The following is a 17,241-nucleotide window of genomic DNA, read 5'->3' as shown; positions in this document are numbered from 1 at the left end:
CGCAACAACTTACAAATATTCTTTTCATTTCCTAAAAAGGAAAAGTGTAGAGCTTGCTTTCCTCTACACTTTTAAAATAAAACACACTGTGCAAATTGCATTGGCACTACCATCATAATTATATGCTTATTTCATATATTTTTAAAGACTTTTATTACAAACGCGGCGTTTTTTTGTAATAAAAGTCAAAAAAATGTTACAAATAAAACATCTTCCTATCATATATCTTCAAATCAAAGCTTCACTCATTTTCCTGCAAATTTCTATACTGGTACAATTGATTTTGCGACTTTCTCAACAGTTCTTCAAACGTTTTTCCTTCTACTGGATAGCTAGCTGCTCCAAATAAAAGAGTGACACTGAGTAAATCACCTTCTATTTCACTTTCAATATTTTTCATTAATCGTTTTGTTATTGTTGATGTTTCATGACCATTATCAATTGCTACAATAACGTACTTATTTTCATCCCACTTTGTAACAACATCACCCTTCCGAATTGTCTTTACAATGGTACTCTCTAATTTTTGTACTAACACTCCCAACTTTTTTTCTTGCAACGTGTCTTTTAATCCTTCCCATTCTTTTACAGAAAGAATGTACACTGTAATATTACGAGAATCTCTTTCAGATAAAGCAGCTACTTTCCCAAAAAAATCAACAACAAAATCATTGCTTGCCATTCCTCCTACTTCCATACCCATACGCTCGTTCGCTCTTTTATCGTACCAATGTCCAAAATAATAACTTAGTATCATTTGCAATATATAAATAATAAAGACGGTATAAAATGATCGTGAATCCAGTTTTGCAATTACATCCTGAAGTGCAATCCATTCTGTAACTGCCACAGTATTGCCAAGCAATAATCCACTAATTTTCCCTTTATGTTTCATACTTTTCCCCCTTTTATACCAATATATGTTTCTATATCAATAATGTTTTTCTACAAAATAAAAAATGTACATATGCAATGTACATTTCTGCTTAAGCTTGTATACCTTTTCTACTCTATTTCATATATATAATATATAACTTTTATAGAAAGGAGTAATCTATATGCTACAAAAAGAGAATCTATCAGATGCTATGCGTTTACTAGCTGGTTTTCTATTATCATTAAAATTATTATTTACCTCTTTCGGGATACACTTTATTACAAACGATCAAATCGACGCTATTGTTAATGTTGTTTCATTTTTATTTATTCTATACTTTGGCTACAAAAATAACTATGTAGGAAAAAAAGGAATGGAGCAAAAGAAAATACTCAAAAAACACAACCTTCACTAAAAAAGGAACCTTTTGTACAGGTTCCTTTTTATCATTGACGCACAACAACTTCATTTGTTTGCAGTGGGCCATATGATATCTCTTTATCTTGAAATGTATATGTAGCCTGAAAGAATGTTTGTTTAAGAGCTTTATCTTTATTAGCTTTTATTTTACAACGTAGTTCCACCTTCTCATTCGGTAACAAATCATCAATTCGCCATCTAACAAGCTGGAATAAAAACTCACTTATCCCCTTATCAACTTTTAAAGAATTAGGAATATAAGCAAAGTAATCTCGAATCATATGACTTACAACAACTCTCGAAATCATTTCTACCCCTTTATTTTCCACTTCAATTCGCATAATAAGTATGTCGTTTACATCGTAGGTCAATTCATACGAAAACTGTTCTGTATACATACTACCAATTTGTAATGTAACGGCTACTTGAGGAAATTCGTTTTCCTTTTTCGATCCGTCAATCCACAATACTGGTTGTAGCGGTATTGAATACTTTCCTGTATCCGAAATTCGTCCCCATATTTTCATAATATATATTCACCTCATTTCAGATGTAACATACACACAATGAATTCCCCAAATTACTAAAGCTTGCTACAAGCAATGTTTAATATTTCTCTTCCTTTTATCCTATTCGACAATATGAAGAAAAAACCATTTTTCATCTATTAACAGAAGGTGTTCTTTATGAAATTTTTTTACAATTTACTTCATTCCCTTCATAGCAATATTCAGTATGGCTCACTCGTTCTCTACTCATACGAAAGAATATTTTGACGTAAGAAAAAGTTTGCCTTATAGTCAAATTTGACTATAATATTCTTTATGGCATATCAGTGCACTTATGGAAAAGAAATTAAAATCAACTATACATTAAAATTTTTTATCCACTGCACTCAAAACTTAATATAGTTTACTTATTTCTAAAGGAGGGTTATATTTGGAAACTCAACCATTAAAAAAAGAAGCCAACAAGACAAAATTTGTTGTTGCTGGTTTACTGCTTGGTATATTAATGGCCGCAATGGATAATACAATCGTTGCAACCGCAATGGCAACAATCGTTGGAGACCTAGGAGGATTTGATAAGTTTGTTTGGGTCACATCAGCTTATATGGTAGCAACAATGGCAGGGATGCCTATCTTCGGGAAACTTTCTGATATGTACGGGCGGAAACGTTTTTATATTGGGGGCCTCATTCTTTTCTTATTCGGTTCTGCTCTTTGCGGAACAGCTTCAAGTATTGAGCAATTAAGTATTTATAGAGCTATTCAAGGGATCGGTGGTGGTGCCCTTATGCCTATCGCCTTCACAATTATGTACGATATCTTCCCACCAGAAAAACGCGGGAAGATGACAGGACTATTCGGTGCTGTTTTCGGGACATCTAGTGTATTCGGTCCTTTATTAGGTGCTTATATTACAGACTATATAAGTTGGCATTGGGTCTTCTATATTAATATTCCATTAGGACTTATCTCCTTTTTCTTCATTACTAAATACTACAGTGAGTCTCTAGAATTTAGAAAACAAAAAATTGATTGGGCTGGTGCTATTACACTTGTCATAAGTATCGTTTGCTTAATGTTCGCATTAGAACTTGGTGGTAAGGAATATGCCTGGAATTCTACTGTAATTATTGGCTTATTTACAACAGTAGTTATTACGCTTATTATTTTCTTCTTTGTAGAACGAAAAGCAACCGAGCCTATTATTTCGTTCCATCTATTTAAAAAACCTTTATTCGCAGCTAGTCAAGGAGTTGCCTTTTTCTATGGTGCCGCTTTTATTATCTGTACAGTTTATATTCCAATCTTCATTCAAGGCGTTCTTGGAGGTTCCGCCTCTAATGCTGGATTAATTTTAACACCAATGATGGTTGGTTCTGTAATTGGAAGTCAAACAGGAGGACAATTAGCTTCTCGAACAAGCTATCGTAACATTATGATGGTATCTGGTGTCTTCTTCGTTCTTGGTATTTATTTATTAAGTACTTTAACAATGGACACACCTCGTTTACTCGTAACACTATTTATGATTCTCGCTGGGCTTGGTGTTGGCTTCTCATTCTCAGTATTAAGTATGTCTTCTATTCACAAGTTGGAAATGCGGGACCGTGGTTCGGCGACATCAACAAACTCATTCTTCCGATCACTCGGTATGACCCTTGGTGTAACGATTTTCGGTACAATTCAAAATCATATTTTTACAGATAAACTAAACTCTGTATTCCCCCCTGAACTAGCAAAATTAGCTCCAAAAGGCGGAGACACAAGTTTCTTATTATCACCAGGCGCTACCGCAAAAATTCCTGCTGAAATATTAGCGGGTATTAAAGAAGCTCTCGCTACATCTATTGCGAATACATTCTTCTGGGCACTCATCCCGGCTGTACTAAGTATTATTTGTATTTTACTTATGGGAAATGAACGCCTCTTTACAGGCCCTAAAAAGAAAGAAAAACAAAAGCAAGTTAGTTAATATAAAAAAGAAGCGGCATATTCCTTTATGAAAAAGGATATGCCGTTTATAATTATGTATAAAGTGAAACTTTAATCAGTGGGGGGATGTTCATCCCCCACTGATTATTAGCCCACACCAATCGGGCTTTTACGGGCAGTTAATCCCCACCTAACTTCTTTGCTTCCGCTGAATTTTTGGGTGGGGATCTTACTGGATAAAGTTTTTATATACAGGAGTTGAGACAGCATGAGCATGAAATTAGTCATTCTCGGCTTGCTACTCGAAGGAGATAAACATCCATATGAAGTGCAGCATATTATGAAAGAACGACAAATGGATTGTTACATTAAATATGCTAAAGGATCACTTTATTACGCCTTCGAGCAATTAGAAAAGCAAGGGGCAATTCATATTACAAATGTAATTAGAGACACAAATCGACCTGACAAAACGATTTTTCATATAACAGAAGAAGGCAAAAAACTATTCCACACTTTACTATTAAAACAATTCGAAGCCAAAAACCAAATATATAAACCTATTTATTCAGCCTTATCTTTCGCTCACTTTAGCAATGATCACGAATTAGTTCCTATTTTAGAAAAAAAGAAAAACGATACTCTTCAATATTTACATACTATGCAAACGATATATGATTGTAATAAAGGAAAGGTTCCACGTGCACAACTATATATTTTGCAAAGTGTAATTGAGCATATTACAGTTGAATTACAATGGCTAAACACCCTCCTTAAAGATGCTATAGCAGGCCGACTTTCAGAAGTTGCTATAGATGAAGATTGAGCTATGAAAGAAGACATCCCTACTTCTTTCATAGCTCAATTTCTCTTTTCATACTGTAATATTATTAGTTACTCCAGAACACTAAAGTCAGAATACTAAGAAATAAAAACTTTAGAATTTTCTTATTTTAAAACAGTAGACAAAATTCCAAAAATTATGTTAAAATTTGTTTCAATATCATATCGCTTGTTAAATTCCTTTCAAAAGGAAAATAGGTACACGAAAGTTTTGTTTCGTGTTTAAAAGGGAAGCTTGGTGAAACTCCAACACGGTCCCGCCACTGTAAATGCTGAGATTTCTTTTTGGTGCCACTGTGAAAACGGGAAGGTAAAAGAAATTATATGAAGCATAAGTCAGGAGACCTGCCTGTTTTAACAACACTGATAGATTCACGGATGATGATGAGGTGTTAAAACAAAAAGGAAGGCTTATTTTCTATGTCTTTGTACTTTTTGTTATAGGTATTTCCTAGTAAACGGAAATGCTTACTTTCAATTAGGGAGGAATTTAAAATGGCAATTCAAACAAGTAACTTAGGTTATCCACGTATCGGACTACAACGAGAGTGGAAAAAAACATTGGAAGCTTTTTGGTCCAATAAAATCGATGAAGAACAATTTTTAACAACAATGAAAGAAATTCGCCTTCAACACGTAAAAGTACAGCAAGAAAAAGGGATTGAACTCATTCCAATTGGCGACTTTACATATTATGATCACGTTTTGGATACTGCCTATATGCTAGGATTTATTCCATCACGTTTTTCTGAGTTTACATCTTACCTTGATGTATATTTCGCAATGGCGCGTGGCTCTAAAGATCACGTAGCTTCCGAAATGACAAAATGGTTTAACACAAACTATCACTATATCGTTCCTGAATATGAAGAGGGATTACAAATCTCTTTAAAAGATAATCGTCCACTTCGCTTATACGAAGAGGCAAAACAAGAATTAGGAGTAGATGGAAAGCCTGTTATTTTAGGACCATATACTTTCTTAAAATTAGCTAAAGGCTATACACAAGAACAATTTCCTACCATTTTAAAACAGTTAGTTGCACCTTACGTACAACTGCTTTCAGAACTACATGCAGCTGGTGCACCAGCCATTCAAGTTGATGAACCGATTTTCGCTTCTTTAACTAAAAAAGAAGTTCAACAAGCAAAAGAAATTTATGAAGCTATTCGTAAAGAGGTTCCAAATGCGACTCTTCTTTTACAAACATATTTTGATAGCGTAGAAGAAAACTATGAAGAAATTATTACATTCCCGGTATCCGGTATTGGATTAGATTTCATTCATGGTAAAGAAGGTAATCTAAATGCTATTTCAAAATATGGATTCCCAGCTGATAAAACTTTAGCTGTCGGTTGTATAGATGGCCGTAACATTTGGAGAGCTGACCTTGATGAAGTTCTTGAATTATTTACAACGTTACAAAAACAAGTCCAAACGAAAGATATCATCGTTCAGCCTTCTTGTAGCTTATTGCATACACCAATCGATAAAACAGAAGAAACTCACTTATCGACTGAGCTGTTTGATGCGTTAGCATTTGCAAATCAAAAATTAGAAGAGTTAGTTCTTATTCATTCCGCTCTCACTCAAGGTACAGAAAGCATTAGTAATGAGCTGGAAACATATCGAAACGTACATCATACAATTCGTTCATCTGCTGCACGTAACCGAGAAGATGTCAAAGCAGCACGAACAGCACTAAAAGAAGAAGATTTTTCACGTCCTCTTCCATTTGAAAAACGATACGAATTACAACAAGTTGCTCTAGAGTTACCGCTATTACCAACAACGACTATTGGTAGCTTCCCGCAAACAACTGAAGTTCGTCAAACGCGAAAAGAATGGCGTAACGGTGTTATTTCAAATGAACAATATGAACAATTTATTGAAAAAGAGACAGAAAAATGGATTCGTTACCAAGAAGAAATTGGGCTTGATGTCCTTGTACATGGTGAATTTGAAAGAACTGACATGGTCGAATATTTTGGTGAGCGTCTTGCTGGTTTCTCATTCACTAAAAACGGTTGGGTACAATCATACGGTTCCCGCTGCGTAAAACCACCTGTTATTTATGGTGATGTAGCCTTTATTAACGGCATGACTATTAAGGAAACAGTTTATGCGCAAAGCTTAACAGAGAAAGTTGTAAAAGGAATGTTAACCGGACCTGTTACAATTTTAAATTGGTCCTTCGTTCGAAATGATATTCCAAGAAAAGAAGTTTCGTATCAAATTGCACTAGCTCTTCGTCACGAAATTGAACTACTTGAATCTTCCGGAATTAGAGTAATCCAAGTCGATGAGCCCGCACTTCGTGAAGGAATGCCACTAAAAGAAAAAGATTGGGATGCTTATATTACATGGGCAGTACAATCCTTCCTTTTAGCAACTTCTTCTGTAGCAAATGAAACACAAATTCATACTCATATGTGTTACAGTAACTTCGAAGATATTGTTGACGCGATTCGCGCATTAGATGCAGATGTAATTTCTATCGAAACATCAAGAAGTCACGGAGAATTTATTGATACATTAAAACATACAACATATGAAAAAGGCATCGGCCTAGGTGTATATGATATTCATAGCCCACGTGTACCGAGTAAAGATGAAATGTATAAAATCGTAGAACAATCTTTAGAAGTATGTGATCCTAAATATTTCTGGATTAATCCTGATTGTGGTTTAAAAACGAGAAGAACAGAAGAAGTTATTCCAGCTTTAGAACATATGGTGCAAGCAGCGAAAGATGCTCGTTCCCTTTTAAAAACAAACGCATAACAAAAATGGGTTATCCTTTTCTCAGGATAACCCATTTTTTATTCTTTACTTTCAAAAAAGAATTCATATTGTATTTTATATAATTCATCATCCGTTGGCTCTTCAAGAGGAATTGCTTGTAATACAACTGTATACTCACCATTTGGAATAGGTATTTGAAATTTATTAGAAAGAATACTCGTTATAACGATACTTTCATTTTCAACTGTAAAAGGAACCGTAATCGTTCTAACTACTTCTTCTTTTTCAATATGTTTCCCTGGGGTCACTTTCACTTCACAAGTATAATCAGAAAGTGCTTCAAAAATAACAGTTCCATCTGCCTTAGCATAACCTCTTTCAAAATCTTCATCAGTCCAATCTACATAAGGCTGCTCACCGTCATAGTTCATCAACATTAATTGCGAATAAGAAATCGTTAACTCCATAGTTCCCCTTCTCCTTCATTATGAAATATACAACTACTACTTCACTTCAAATTTTACTCGCGTACCATCTGGGTATTTATCTAACTTATTCCCTACCCAAGAGCCTGCTCCACGGTTATCCGCCGGACTTATATATTCAATATGTGCTCCTTTTCCGCCTTCCTTGCACATCGCCATTGGCCATTCATCACGATCATACCCTTTTTTTGATGGATATGGTGCTAACGACAATTTCCTTCTATCTGCAGCACCACCACGATCGATTGTACAAACTTCTGAATGCCCTTCTTTTATAGCATCCGTAATATGTTTTCCTGTCTCTGGATAACGTTCTTTCGGAAATTCTAACACTTGATCATACGTATTCGTTTTCTTTACACTTGTTTCCTCTGGCACAAGTACTTCATAAACTGCTACTAAAATAGACAGAATTGCGATAATTGAAATGATAATACCTTTTAATTGCTTCATGTATACCTCCATGTTTCTACCAGTTTCTTTTCCTCCGTTATTATAACAAACTTCTCCTGTATATGTTTTCAGACATTATTTTAGTTATTCCTTGCCATTCCGCCAAAAATTTTCATTTTTTCACTAATGCTGTAGAAAACTAATAGCCTTCCGACATTCTTTTTCAAAGGAAGTCCTCATAAAAGATTGAAATGATATATACGATACTTTTTGGGGAGGAAATATGATGGAAGCTACCTATAAAACGAAAGATGTCACGAATAAAACAGGCATCCCAAAACATATAGTTCGCAAATATAGTCAACTGTTAGAGGAACATGGTTATATGATTTCCAAAACAGCTGATGCTCGTATTTATAAACTTGATGATTTAAAATTATTGAAATCTATACACGAAAGAGCTGCTACATTACAAGAAGATATTTCAGAAACGATACCGATTATTTTAAAAGAAAAAGAGGCCCCACCTGTACCAGTTATACAAGATAAGCAAGAGATACAAACGAAAGAAAAAGAAGATGGGCGTAACTTTGAGGAGTTCATGTTAAAACTTGAAATGCTAGCTCAATTAAATGAGGCAATTATTCATCAAAATTCTACTTTAATTACACAAAATCGTTTAAAGGATGAGAAACTAGACGAATTGATGCAACAAGTTTATGTAAAAGAAGGCTCTCAAGAAAAAATGCTTCAAGAGTTAGTCGATCACGCCGCTCAAACAGATGCACTGCAAAAAGAAAAGATGGACTTATTAATGAATCATATGTATAAACGAGAATCCAAACAGGAAGAAAAAATGAATAAACTTGTTAGTCAAATTTATAATAAAGACAGTAACCGTGATGCACAGCTTATGCAAGTTATTCGAGAAATTCAAGAAACAAAAAGAATGGTTGCTGCCTCAAAAGAGCAAAGCTTCTTTCAATCATTTAAAAGTTTATTTAGCCGAGCAAAACAAGAAAAAACAAATGAATAAACAATATAAAATAAAAAGTTACCTTTCATCGGTAACTTTTATTCCTTATTTTGTACAGCTGGTAATATAATAATTGCTTCAGTGCCTTTTCCACTTTCACTCTTATATTCCAATGTACCATTATGCGCTTGTAAAATACTAAATGTTACCATAAGTCCTAATCCTGTCCCTTTTTCTTTTAAAGAATAATATGGTTGCCCAAGCCTTGCTAACTGTTCTTTCGTCATACCAACACCACTATCTTTAACTCTTATTATGATTGTTTCATCTTTTTGAATAGCTGTTACTTTTAAATATCCTTTATTTCCTTGAATTGCTTCAATACCATTTTTAACAACATTCATAATGGCTTGCTTCAATTTTGTCTTATCACCAATCGTATAAAGACTTTCTGAAATTTCAACTTGTAAATATACACCTTGCATCGCTGCAAATGACGACATAAGAGTGGTCATTTCTATTAATTGGGCTGATAAACAAATGTGTTCTTTTTTCTCAATTTGTGGCCTTGCTAAATTTAAGTAATCTGAAATAATTTGTTCCGCCCGATCCAATTCAGCTAATACGAGACGCATATAATCCTTATTCTTCACATCTTCCGTACTTTCTAGCAATTGGATAAATCCACGAACAACAGTTAGTGGATTTCGAACTTCATGTGCCACACTTGCTGCTAACTCACTTACAATATTAAGCTTTTCTGATTTTTGCATCTCTGTACGTAGCAATGCATTTTCATTTAAATATTCAGTTAAATACACCTGGAATACCATTGTCATGACCATGATAAGCGAGGCAAATATAAATCCGCTATATATTTGCGAAATATACGGTGTAAATCCTGTTTCCAAAAGAACATTAATCATGCCTAATACTAAAGAAACAAGCACATAAAATGATGAAATCATAAATGCTAAAATTAATTTCTTATCCCTTGAAAAAAGAGACCATTTCTTTGATAAAAATAGCGGAACTATCAATAAAAATATTACTTCTAAAACTGGAAGAAAGCTCATTCCCTTTAGTAACCATTCGTATGCAACAAAAATAACCGCTGGGATTAAACCAACAATCCCACCATATAAAAAACCACTGACAATTGGAATGGGATGAAAGTTATACCCACACACATTGCCAAAACAAATAGAGTATGTCATGGAGAGAACGAGCGTAACGCTAGATAAAAACATAATAAAGTAACGATTTGGCTTCGGAGGCATTTCTTGATAGCGATTTAAACGAATCGCTTCATATAAAAATAGTGGCAAAATTATGATGGCAATTTGAATCAATAAATCACGGATAAGCTCCATAACCTCTCATCCCCTATATGTATTTTGATATGATTATATCATTTTATATGTGTATTTGTTTTAAAATTTTGATTTTTCTTAACATATTTGTTAATTCTTTGTTAACAACTCATAATAATTGTTACAGATTTTCGAAATGATTGTAAACCCTGTACCAAATTTCCTTCGTGCAGTATACAATGAATACGGATTACAAAGAAAATATAAAAATACTTTTTTAGACGGACAACTATAGCAAAATACAGCATATAATCCATACTATCTATGTTTACAAATAAGTGATCATTACTTTAGTAGGAGGAAGATAAATATGGCGGGTACTACGCTTGTTTTAAAAGAAGAAAATTTGGTTGTTCTAGAAAATGTTGAAAAATCAGTATATGAAGAGTTACAGCATAAAGCGGGAGAAGAAAACTGCACATGTGCTGTGAACGAATCAGTTGTTCACCTTGGCAAGGTATCCTCTGTACTCTGGAATGAAGATGAAATAGATTGGGAATACGGATATTAAAAAGTCGCTTATAGCGGCTTTTTTTCTCTTTTCTCTCTCTTTCTAAATAACATATACAAAGCGTAATCATAGAAAATATGATAAAATGAACTTAATTTTCAAACGGAAGAAAGGGAGATACAATGGAACAATTCATTAACCCTAGAGTGAAGGATATCCAAATTTCTGGAATCCGTCAATTCTCTAACATGATTCAAAACTATGATAATTTGATTTCTTTAACAATTGGACAACCCGATTTCCCTACACCTTCTCTCGTGAAAGAAGCGGCAAAACGGGCTATTACAGAAAACTATACAAGCTATACACATAACGCTGGTTTATTAGAATTACGTAAGGCAGCTTGTAACTTCGTAAAAGATAACTACGATTTACATTACTCACCTGAAAACGAAACCATCGTTACAATCGGTGCTAGCGAAGCAATTGATGTTGCATTCCGAACGATTTTAGAGCCAGGAACAGAAGTAATTTTACCTGCTCCTATTTATCCAGGTTACGAACCCATTATTCGATTATGCGGTGCAACGCCTATTTTTGTAGATGTTCGTGAAACTGGATTTCGTTTAACAGCTGAAGCGCTTAAAAATGCTATTACAGAAAAAACAAGATGTATCGTACTACCGTATCCTTCTAATCCAACTGGTGTAACTTTATCCACAGAAGAATTAAAAGATATTGTAGATGTTTTAAAAGATAAAAATATTTTCGTCCTTTCAGATGAAATTTATAGTGAGCTTGTATATGAACAAAAGCATACATCTATCGCACATTTCCCAGAAATGCGTGAAAAGACAATTGTCATTAACGGTTTATCTAAATCACATTCTATGACTGGCTGGCGTGTTGGACTTTTATTTGCACCAAGCTATTTAGCAGGACACATATTAAAAGTTCATCAATACAATGTAACGTGTGCTACTTCAATCGCTCAATACGCTGCAATTGAAGCATTAACAGCAGCTAAAGACGCACCAAAAATGATGCGCCACCAATATAAAAAACGCCGTGATTACGTATATAATAGACTCACTCAAATGGAATTAACAGTTGAAAAGCCAACAGGTGCATTTTACTTATTCCCATATGTTGGTCATTTGACATCTTCATCATTTGATTTTGCACTTGATCTTGTCAAAGAAGCGGGACTAGCTGTAGTTCCTGGAACAGCATTCTCTGAATACGGTGAAGGCTACCTTCGCTTGTCCTATGCGTATAGTATCGAAACTTTAAAAGAAGGCTGCGACCGATTAGAAGCCTTTCTAATGAAAAAAGCTAAGAGTTAAACTCTTAGCTTTTTTATGCATAATGATCACAAGTTTGACGTTTTAGTAATTTATGAGGAATAATGATACACTTTGCAGTGGATTCTGCATTCTCTACTTTATCAACTAAAGCTTTTGCTGCCTCATATCCTAGCTGATAAATATTCACATCAACTGTCGAAAGTGGAGGGCTCGCAATTTCTGATAATAAAGCATTATTAAAGCTTACAATAGAAACATCTTTCGGTACAACGAATCCTTTTTTAGAAAGAGCACTTAACACACCAAGTCCAATTAAGTCATCGGTTGCCATAATTGCCGTTGGCGGTTGCTGCAGTCCCATTAATTCCTCAACAGCTTGTTGACCACTTTCCCTCGAAAAATCAAAATGTAAAATATATTCTTTTGGTAATACAATGTCTGCTAATTTCAAGGCATCACTCATACCAGCTAAACGATCTCTCGTTACAAGTAAATCTGATCCACCACCAATGAACGCGATTTGCTTATGCCCTAATGAAATTAAATATTCTGCCACTTCTCTTGCAGCTGTATAATTGTCATTATCTACATATGTAATTTCATCTTTTCGATCATATGGTTTTCCTATTAAAACAAACGGGAAATTTTGTTCATGTAAATATTGAATAATCCGATCATTCTCCCTTGAATATAAAAGAATAATGCCACCAATTTGGCGTCCCTGTACCATCTTTACGACACCATTAAAAATTTCCTCTTCCGTTTCACCTGTCGACATGTAAAGCGCATAACCTTCTACGTGTGCAAATGAACTAATCCCTCTTATAACTTCTGGGAAAAATGGATTTTGAAAAGCTTTACTTGCAGAACTTGGCATAACAAGACCAAGTGTTTTCGTCGTTTGGTTCGCAAGATTTCTCGCATTTAAATTGGGATGATACCCTAATTCACTCATCACTTTCCTAACACGGCGCTTTGTCTTTTCACTTATACTTGGATTATCAGCAATTACACGAGAAACTGTTGATGGTGCCACATTCGCTTGCTTCGCCACATCTTTAATTGTAACTGTCATAAAAATCCCCCTCCTCTCATTTCTCTGCCATTTTTCATATATTTTATCTCGCACTCATTGCAAGTCATAAACTTTCATTTCTTATATCTTGCAAAACTAATCCTATTCTCCCTCTTCATGTATTGTAAGGGATATAGCTATTTTTTCCTATACTATAATATACTATTTATTTCACTTCTTTTCACATGTGATGTCAAATCTCTTTTCATCTCCCTATAAACTTATTTATAGGGAGATGAAAAGAAAAATGGGACGTAATGTCCCATTTTTCATCCTTTTGTACCTCCAGCTGTTAAACCAGAAATAAAGTATTTTTGTAGTGATAGGAATAAAATTGAAATTGGGATCGCAATTAACACAGAACCCGCTGCAAACGTTGTAAATTCATTACCGAATTTCTTCGCAACCATTTCATATAATCCAACTGCTAAAGTATAATTTTCTGGTGTTCGCAAAATAATACTCGCTAAAATGAAATCTGTAAATGGACCAATGAAAGTAAATAACGCTACAACCGCTACGATTGGCTTTGCAAGTGGCATAATGATTTGCCAAAAAATACGAAAATGCCCTGCTCCATCCATTCGAGCTGATTCATCTAGTTCTTTCGGAATCGTATCAAAATACCCTTTCATAAGCCATGTATTCATCGGAATAGCCCCGCCTACATAAATCAAAATTAATGCAAGGTGTGTATCAATTAATCCTGTTAATTGAGCTAATACGTATAAAGCAATTAACGCTGCAAAGTTTGGAATCATTTGCAGAATTAAAAATGTTAATAAACCATTTTTTCTTCCAACAAAACGATATCTCGAAAATGCATAAGCAGTAAAGCTAATTGCTAACACTGAGAAAATCATCGTTAAAACACTTACTTTTAATGTGTTTTTATACCATAGTAAGTAATTACTATTCTCTAGATCTAATAACTTACGATAATGATCTAACGTTGCATTTTGTGGAATAATACTTGATCCAGATAAACTATCACCCGGATTAAACGATGAGCCAATAATCCATAATAACGGATAGAAAATGATGGCACACATTACGAAAATAACTAAATAACTTAATGAGAGACGTAACATCTTCTGTCTTTTAATATTCATTTACATCATATCCTCTTCTTGGAATGATTTTGTTCTCTTAAATTGCCATAACGCAACTGTAATAACAATTAACGATAATATCATTGTAAGAGCTGCTGCTTTTCCGTACTGCGCTGAAGTCATCGTTAACTTATAAATCCATGAAATTAAAATATCCGTTCCACCTGCGTCTTGTCCAGCTACAGCAGGACCTCCACCATTAAATAGATAGATGATACTAAAGTTATTAAAGTTAAACGTATATTGCGTAATTAATATTGGCGCTGTTGCATATAACACAAGTGGCAATGTAATTTTGCGGAACTGTTGCCAAGCAGTTGCTCCATCTACTGTAGCCGCTTCATATAATTCTCCCGGAATCGATTGCAGTATACCTGTTGTCATCGCAAAGATAAACGGGAACCCAAGCCACGTTTGAATCATAATTAAAGCAATCTTCGCCCAAAATGGATCTGTCATCCAAGCAATCTTTTCAATTCCGAATAAAGCTAATACTTGATTGTTAATCGCTCCGAATGTTTCATTAAACATACCAGAGAAAACAAGAATAGATACGAATGCTGGAACCGCCCACGGTAAAATGAAGATTGTTCGAATAATCGCCTTTCCTTTAATACCGGGCTGATTTACGATAATCGCTAAGAAAATACCAAGTGCAACTTGTAATGTTGTTGCAACGAATGTCCAAATGACAGTCCAAGAGAATACACTTACAAATGTCTCTCTCCACATCGGTAAAGTGAAAATATCAATAAAGTTTTTAAAGCCCACCCAATCTACTAATTTAGCTGGAGGAGAATGATATAAATCATAGTTTGTAAATCCAATTAAAATTACGAAGATGATTGGAAATACGACAACAAAGATAAGTAGTAGAAAACCTGGTGAAACCATTAAATAAGGAAAACCTTGATCTAACAAATTACGATATTGCTCTTTTACAGAATTTAACGGTGTTCCGCTATCACGTTTCTTTCCATTTTGGTATGCATCATATAAGTTAAATGCATATATGCCTAGCCCAAAAGCGATAACGATAAGGGCCAAGATTCCTTCTACTAATAGAAAGACAGAATGGTCACGTGGAACTTCTGTACCAAGCGTTACAATACCCCATAATCCCATATTTAATAAATCAGCAAAGGCTACAATAAAAGAACCTGTTAATACTAGAAAAATAAGACCTTTTACAAATTGTTTATTATACATTTGGCCCACGCCTGGAATGATTGATAACATGGTTGCCATTTTCCTATGCTTTGAATGGTTTAACCCATTTGCTGGTTCCATAGATGTTTGCATGTTCCTTCCCCCTTTTTTCTTCCTACATGGAAGGGAGAGAATTCGTGCCTCTCATATTAGAGGCACGAATTTCACCTTATTTTTTCTTGTTATGATTTGCCTCAATATTACCTTTAATTTGTTTCACTGCACTATCAAGCGCCGCTTTTGGTGCCTCTTTATCTGTAACAACTAATTGAAGCGCATCTCCAGCTGGTTTCCAAACTTCTTGCATTTCTGGAATGTTTGGCATTGGAATTCCATTTTCAGATTGCGTTGCAACTGCTTTTGCAGCTTCGTTATCTTTAATAATTGGATCTTCCATTACTGATTTTACTGGAGGAATTTCTTTTGTTTTCTCAAATCGAATTTTTGCGTTTTCTTCATTTGTTACCCACTCAGTGAATTTTGTAGCTAAATCATTTTGTTTAGAGAAACTTGTTACATGCCATCCTTTAACCCCAACAAACGTTTTCATTGGTTGACCATTTGGTAATTTCGGCATTGGAGCAACGCCATAATCAATCCCGTTCTTTTCCATTGCTTGGAACGCCCATGGGCCATTCATGATAGAAGCTGCTTTTCCTTCATTGAATAGTCCATCAGCAGCAGGCCCACCTGATTCACCGATAATACCTTTTGGGAATAATTTTTCCTTGTACCATTTTTGAAGATATTCAGCACCTTGTACTGCTCCGCTATTATTTAATCCAACATCACTTGCATTTGGCTTTCCATCTTTTTCACCAAATACATAACCGCCCATACCTGCCATGAATGCATTAGCAAAGTAGAAGTTATCTCCTAATGCTAAAAATCCGTACTTGCCATCTTTCGTAAATTCTTTTGAGAAGTTAAACAGCTCGTCCATCGTTTCTGGCGCTTTTGGCATTAGTTTTTTATTGTAAATAAAGACTGGTGTCTCAATTGCTTTTGGTAAACCATATAATTTTCCATTATATGTCTGTGCTTCTATTGATGAATTAGTAAATTTACTCTTTACAGCATCATCTGCTTTCACTTCAGAAAGTAAACCTTCTGTTACTGCATTTCCGATTTGATCGTGTGGCAATGTTACAACATCTGGTCCAGTCCCCGCTGGCCCATCAAGGCGTAACTTCTTCACTTGATCTGTCATTTGCATTTCAACAACTTTTACTTTTACTTTATATTTTTCCTCAAAGCTTTTCACTGCTGGTTCTAAACCAACACCTTTTTTATCATCTTCCCAAACAAGAAGATCATAGTCTTTTTTCGCTTTACTTTCCTCTTTTTTCCCTGAATCTTTCGGCCCACATGCAGATAACATACCAATAGATAATGCTGAAACCGTTAATAATGATAATGCTTTCTTCATCCCAAAAACCTCCCTAAATTGTCTATGTACCTCAGTAACTGAAAACGTTTGCATTTAATAGTTTAATTGAAGCGCAAACAATATCTCAATCTATGAAAACGTTTG

The 17,241-nt window shown here is 34.7% G+C and carries 16 protein-coding genes and 1 riboswitch; of the genes, 7 read left to right on the top strand and 9 right to left on the bottom strand.

Annotated elements, in window-relative coordinates; all coding sequences use genetic code 11:
• Positions 1 to 241: 241 nt before the first annotated feature.
• Complete coding sequence (locus tag ACZDYH_RS03420) at positions 242 to 895, bottom strand: diguanylate cyclase domain-containing protein (RefSeq protein WP_000680811.1); 654 nt, start codon at positions 893 to 895, stop codon at positions 242 to 244.
• A gap of 163 nt (positions 896 to 1,058) precedes the next feature.
• Here ACZDYH_RS03420 and ACZDYH_RS03415 point away from each other — a divergent pair, with 163 nt between their 5' ends.
• A complete protein-coding gene (locus tag ACZDYH_RS03415; RefSeq protein WP_000939448.1) occupies positions 1,059 to 1,292 on the top strand; it encodes an SPP1 phage holin family protein in 234 nt (77 codons plus the stop codon).
• Positions 1,293 to 1,323: 31 nt separating this feature from the next.
• Here ACZDYH_RS03415 and ACZDYH_RS03410 read toward each other — a convergent pair whose 3' ends face one another.
• On the bottom strand, positions 1,324 to 1,824 hold the full coding sequence (locus ACZDYH_RS03410; protein WP_000708120.1) for a hypothetical protein: 501 nt from the start codon (positions 1,822 to 1,824) through the stop codon (positions 1,324 to 1,326).
• A 412-nt stretch (positions 1,825 to 2,236) separates the two neighbouring features.
• Between ACZDYH_RS03410 and ACZDYH_RS03405 the strand changes: the two genes are divergently transcribed.
• The 3 genes from ACZDYH_RS03405 to metE all read left to right on the top strand — a co-directional run bounded on the left by ACZDYH_RS03405 (position 2,237) and on the right by metE (position 7,365).
• The gene (locus ACZDYH_RS03405; protein WP_000449912.1) at positions 2,237 to 3,778 is read left to right on the top strand and encodes an MDR family MFS transporter; all 1,542 of its coding nucleotides are present in this window, start codon (positions 2,237 to 2,239) and stop codon (positions 3,776 to 3,778) included.
• 228 nt (positions 3,779 to 4,006) lie between these two features.
• Complete coding sequence (locus ACZDYH_RS03400) at positions 4,007 to 4,564, top strand: PadR family transcriptional regulator (protein ID WP_000062062.1); 558 nt, start codon at positions 4,007 to 4,009, stop codon at positions 4,562 to 4,564.
• A 196-nt stretch (positions 4,565 to 4,760) separates the two neighbouring features.
• Positions 4,761 to 4,948, top strand: a riboswitch (cobalamin riboswitch).
• A 128-nt stretch (positions 4,949 to 5,076) separates the two neighbouring features.
• Complete coding sequence (metE, locus tag ACZDYH_RS03395; protein ID WP_001007608.1) at positions 5,077 to 7,365, top strand: 5-methyltetrahydropteroyltriglutamate--homocysteine S-methyltransferase; 2,289 nt, start codon at positions 5,077 to 5,079, stop codon at positions 7,363 to 7,365.
• A gap of 38 nt (positions 7,366 to 7,403) precedes the next feature.
• Here metE and comJ read toward each other — a convergent pair whose 3' ends face one another.
• Both comJ and nucA read right to left on the bottom strand, forming a co-directional pair.
• Positions 7,404 to 7,793 carry a competence protein ComJ gene (gene comJ / locus ACZDYH_RS03390; protein WP_000424030.1) on the bottom strand — a complete coding sequence of 130 codons (390 nt, stop codon included), beginning with the start codon at positions 7,791 to 7,793 and terminating at the stop codon, positions 7,404 to 7,406.
• A gap of 36 nt (positions 7,794 to 7,829) precedes the next feature.
• Positions 7,830 to 8,264: a DNA-entry nuclease gene (gene nucA / locus ACZDYH_RS03385; protein ID WP_000811494.1), complete on the bottom strand. Its 435-nt coding sequence runs from the start codon at positions 8,262 to 8,264 to the stop codon at positions 7,830 to 7,832.
• 226 nt (positions 8,265 to 8,490) lie between these two features.
• Between nucA and ACZDYH_RS03380 the strand changes: the two genes are divergently transcribed.
• A complete protein-coding gene (locus ACZDYH_RS03380; RefSeq protein WP_000388471.1) occupies positions 8,491 to 9,240 on the top strand; it encodes a DUF3967 domain-containing protein in 750 nt (249 codons plus the stop codon).
• 38 nt (positions 9,241 to 9,278) lie between these two features.
• Here the strand turns inward: ACZDYH_RS03380 and kinB are convergent, their stop codons facing one another.
• On the bottom strand, positions 9,279 to 10,553 hold the full coding sequence (gene kinB / locus ACZDYH_RS03375) for a sporulation sensor histidine kinase KinB (RefSeq protein ID WP_000420369.1): 1,275 nt from the start codon (positions 10,551 to 10,553) through the stop codon (positions 9,279 to 9,281).
• 310 nt (positions 10,554 to 10,863) lie between these two features.
• Here kinB and ACZDYH_RS03370 point away from each other — a divergent pair, with 310 nt between their 5' ends.
• Together ACZDYH_RS03370 and ACZDYH_RS03365 are read left to right on the top strand one after the other, a co-directional pair.
• Entirely contained in the window at positions 10,864 to 11,064 is a 201-nt protein-coding gene (locus ACZDYH_RS03370; RefSeq protein ID WP_000929280.1) for a hypothetical protein, read from the top strand.
• A gap of 122 nt (positions 11,065 to 11,186) precedes the next feature.
• On the top strand, positions 11,187 to 12,350 hold the full coding sequence (locus tag ACZDYH_RS03365) for an aminotransferase A (protein WP_000434577.1): 1,164 nt from the start codon (positions 11,187 to 11,189) through the stop codon (positions 12,348 to 12,350).
• A 13-nt stretch (positions 12,351 to 12,363) separates the two neighbouring features.
• Here ACZDYH_RS03365 and malR read toward each other — a convergent pair whose 3' ends face one another.
• The 4 genes from malR to ACZDYH_RS03345 all read right to left on the bottom strand — a co-directional run bounded on the left by malR (position 12,364) and on the right by ACZDYH_RS03345 (position 17,136).
• Positions 12,364 to 13,386: a maltose operon transcriptional repressor MalR gene (gene malR, locus ACZDYH_RS03360; protein ID WP_000219053.1), complete on the bottom strand. Its 1,023-nt coding sequence runs from the start codon at positions 13,384 to 13,386 to the stop codon at positions 12,364 to 12,366.
• Positions 13,387 to 13,655: 269 nt separating this feature from the next.
• Positions 13,656 to 14,498 carry a maltosaccharide ABC transporter permease MalD gene (malD, locus tag ACZDYH_RS03355; protein WP_001022608.1) on the bottom strand — a complete coding sequence of 281 codons (843 nt, stop codon included), beginning with the start codon at positions 14,496 to 14,498 and terminating at the stop codon, positions 13,656 to 13,658.
• Positions 14,499 to 15,800 carry a maltosaccharide ABC transporter permease MalC gene (malC, locus tag ACZDYH_RS03350; RefSeq protein ID WP_001194996.1) on the bottom strand — a complete coding sequence of 434 codons (1,302 nt, stop codon included), beginning with the start codon at positions 15,798 to 15,800 and terminating at the stop codon, positions 14,499 to 14,501. It lies immediately after the preceding gene.
• Positions 15,801 to 15,876: 76 nt separating this feature from the next.
• The gene (locus tag ACZDYH_RS03345) at positions 15,877 to 17,136 is read right to left on the bottom strand and encodes an extracellular solute-binding protein (protein ID WP_000709923.1); all 1,260 of its coding nucleotides are present in this window, start codon (positions 17,134 to 17,136) and stop codon (positions 15,877 to 15,879) included.
• Positions 17,137 to 17,241: the final 105 nt, after the last annotated feature.

This window comes from Bacillus sp. EB V-12, from assembly GCF_056158125.1.
The sequence above is the reverse complement of the archived record's forward strand: the minus strand, read 5'-3'. Positions and strand labels throughout refer to the sequence as shown.

Excerpts from the sequence above, each read along its gene's own strand:
- ACZDYH_RS03420 (WP_000680811.1), bottom strand. The coding sequence starts at position 895 with ATGAAACATAAAGGGAAAATTAGTGGATTATTGCTTGGCAATACTGTG.
- ACZDYH_RS03415 (WP_000939448.1), top strand. The coding sequence starts at position 1,059 with ATGCTACAAAAAGAGAATCTATCAGATGCTATGCGTTTACTAGCTGGT.
- ACZDYH_RS03410 (WP_000708120.1), bottom strand. The coding sequence starts at position 1,824 with ATGAAAATATGGGGACGAATTTCGGATACAGGAAAGTATTCAATACCG.
- ACZDYH_RS03400 (WP_000062062.1), top strand. The coding sequence starts at position 4,007 with ATGAGCATGAAATTAGTCATTCTCGGCTTGCTACTCGAAGGAGATAAA.
- metE (WP_001007608.1), top strand. The coding sequence starts at position 5,077 with ATGGCAATTCAAACAAGTAACTTAGGTTATCCACGTATCGGACTACAA.
- comJ (WP_000424030.1), bottom strand. The coding sequence starts at position 7,793 with ATGGAGTTAACGATTTCTTATTCGCAATTAATGTTGATGAACTATGAC.
- nucA (WP_000811494.1), bottom strand. The coding sequence starts at position 8,264 with ATGAAGCAATTAAAAGGTATTATCATTTCAATTATCGCAATTCTGTCT.
- ACZDYH_RS03380 (WP_000388471.1), top strand. The coding sequence starts at position 8,491 with ATGGAAGCTACCTATAAAACGAAAGATGTCACGAATAAAACAGGCATC.
- kinB (WP_000420369.1), bottom strand. The coding sequence starts at position 10,553 with ATGGAGCTTATCCGTGATTTATTGATTCAAATTGCCATCATAATTTTG.
- ACZDYH_RS03370 (WP_000929280.1), top strand. The coding sequence starts at position 10,864 with ATGGCGGGTACTACGCTTGTTTTAAAAGAAGAAAATTTGGTTGTTCTA.
- ACZDYH_RS03365 (WP_000434577.1), top strand. The coding sequence starts at position 11,187 with ATGGAACAATTCATTAACCCTAGAGTGAAGGATATCCAAATTTCTGGA.
- malR (WP_000219053.1), bottom strand. The coding sequence starts at position 13,386 with ATGACAGTTACAATTAAAGATGTGGCGAAGCAAGCGAATGTGGCACCA.
- malD (WP_001022608.1), bottom strand. The coding sequence starts at position 14,498 with ATGAATATTAAAAGACAGAAGATGTTACGTCTCTCATTAAGTTATTTA.
- malC (WP_001194996.1), bottom strand. The coding sequence starts at position 15,800 with ATGCAAACATCTATGGAACCAGCAAATGGGTTAAACCATTCAAAGCAT.
- ACZDYH_RS03345 (WP_000709923.1), bottom strand. The coding sequence starts at position 17,136 with ATGAAGAAAGCATTATCATTATTAACGGTTTCAGCATTATCTATTGGT.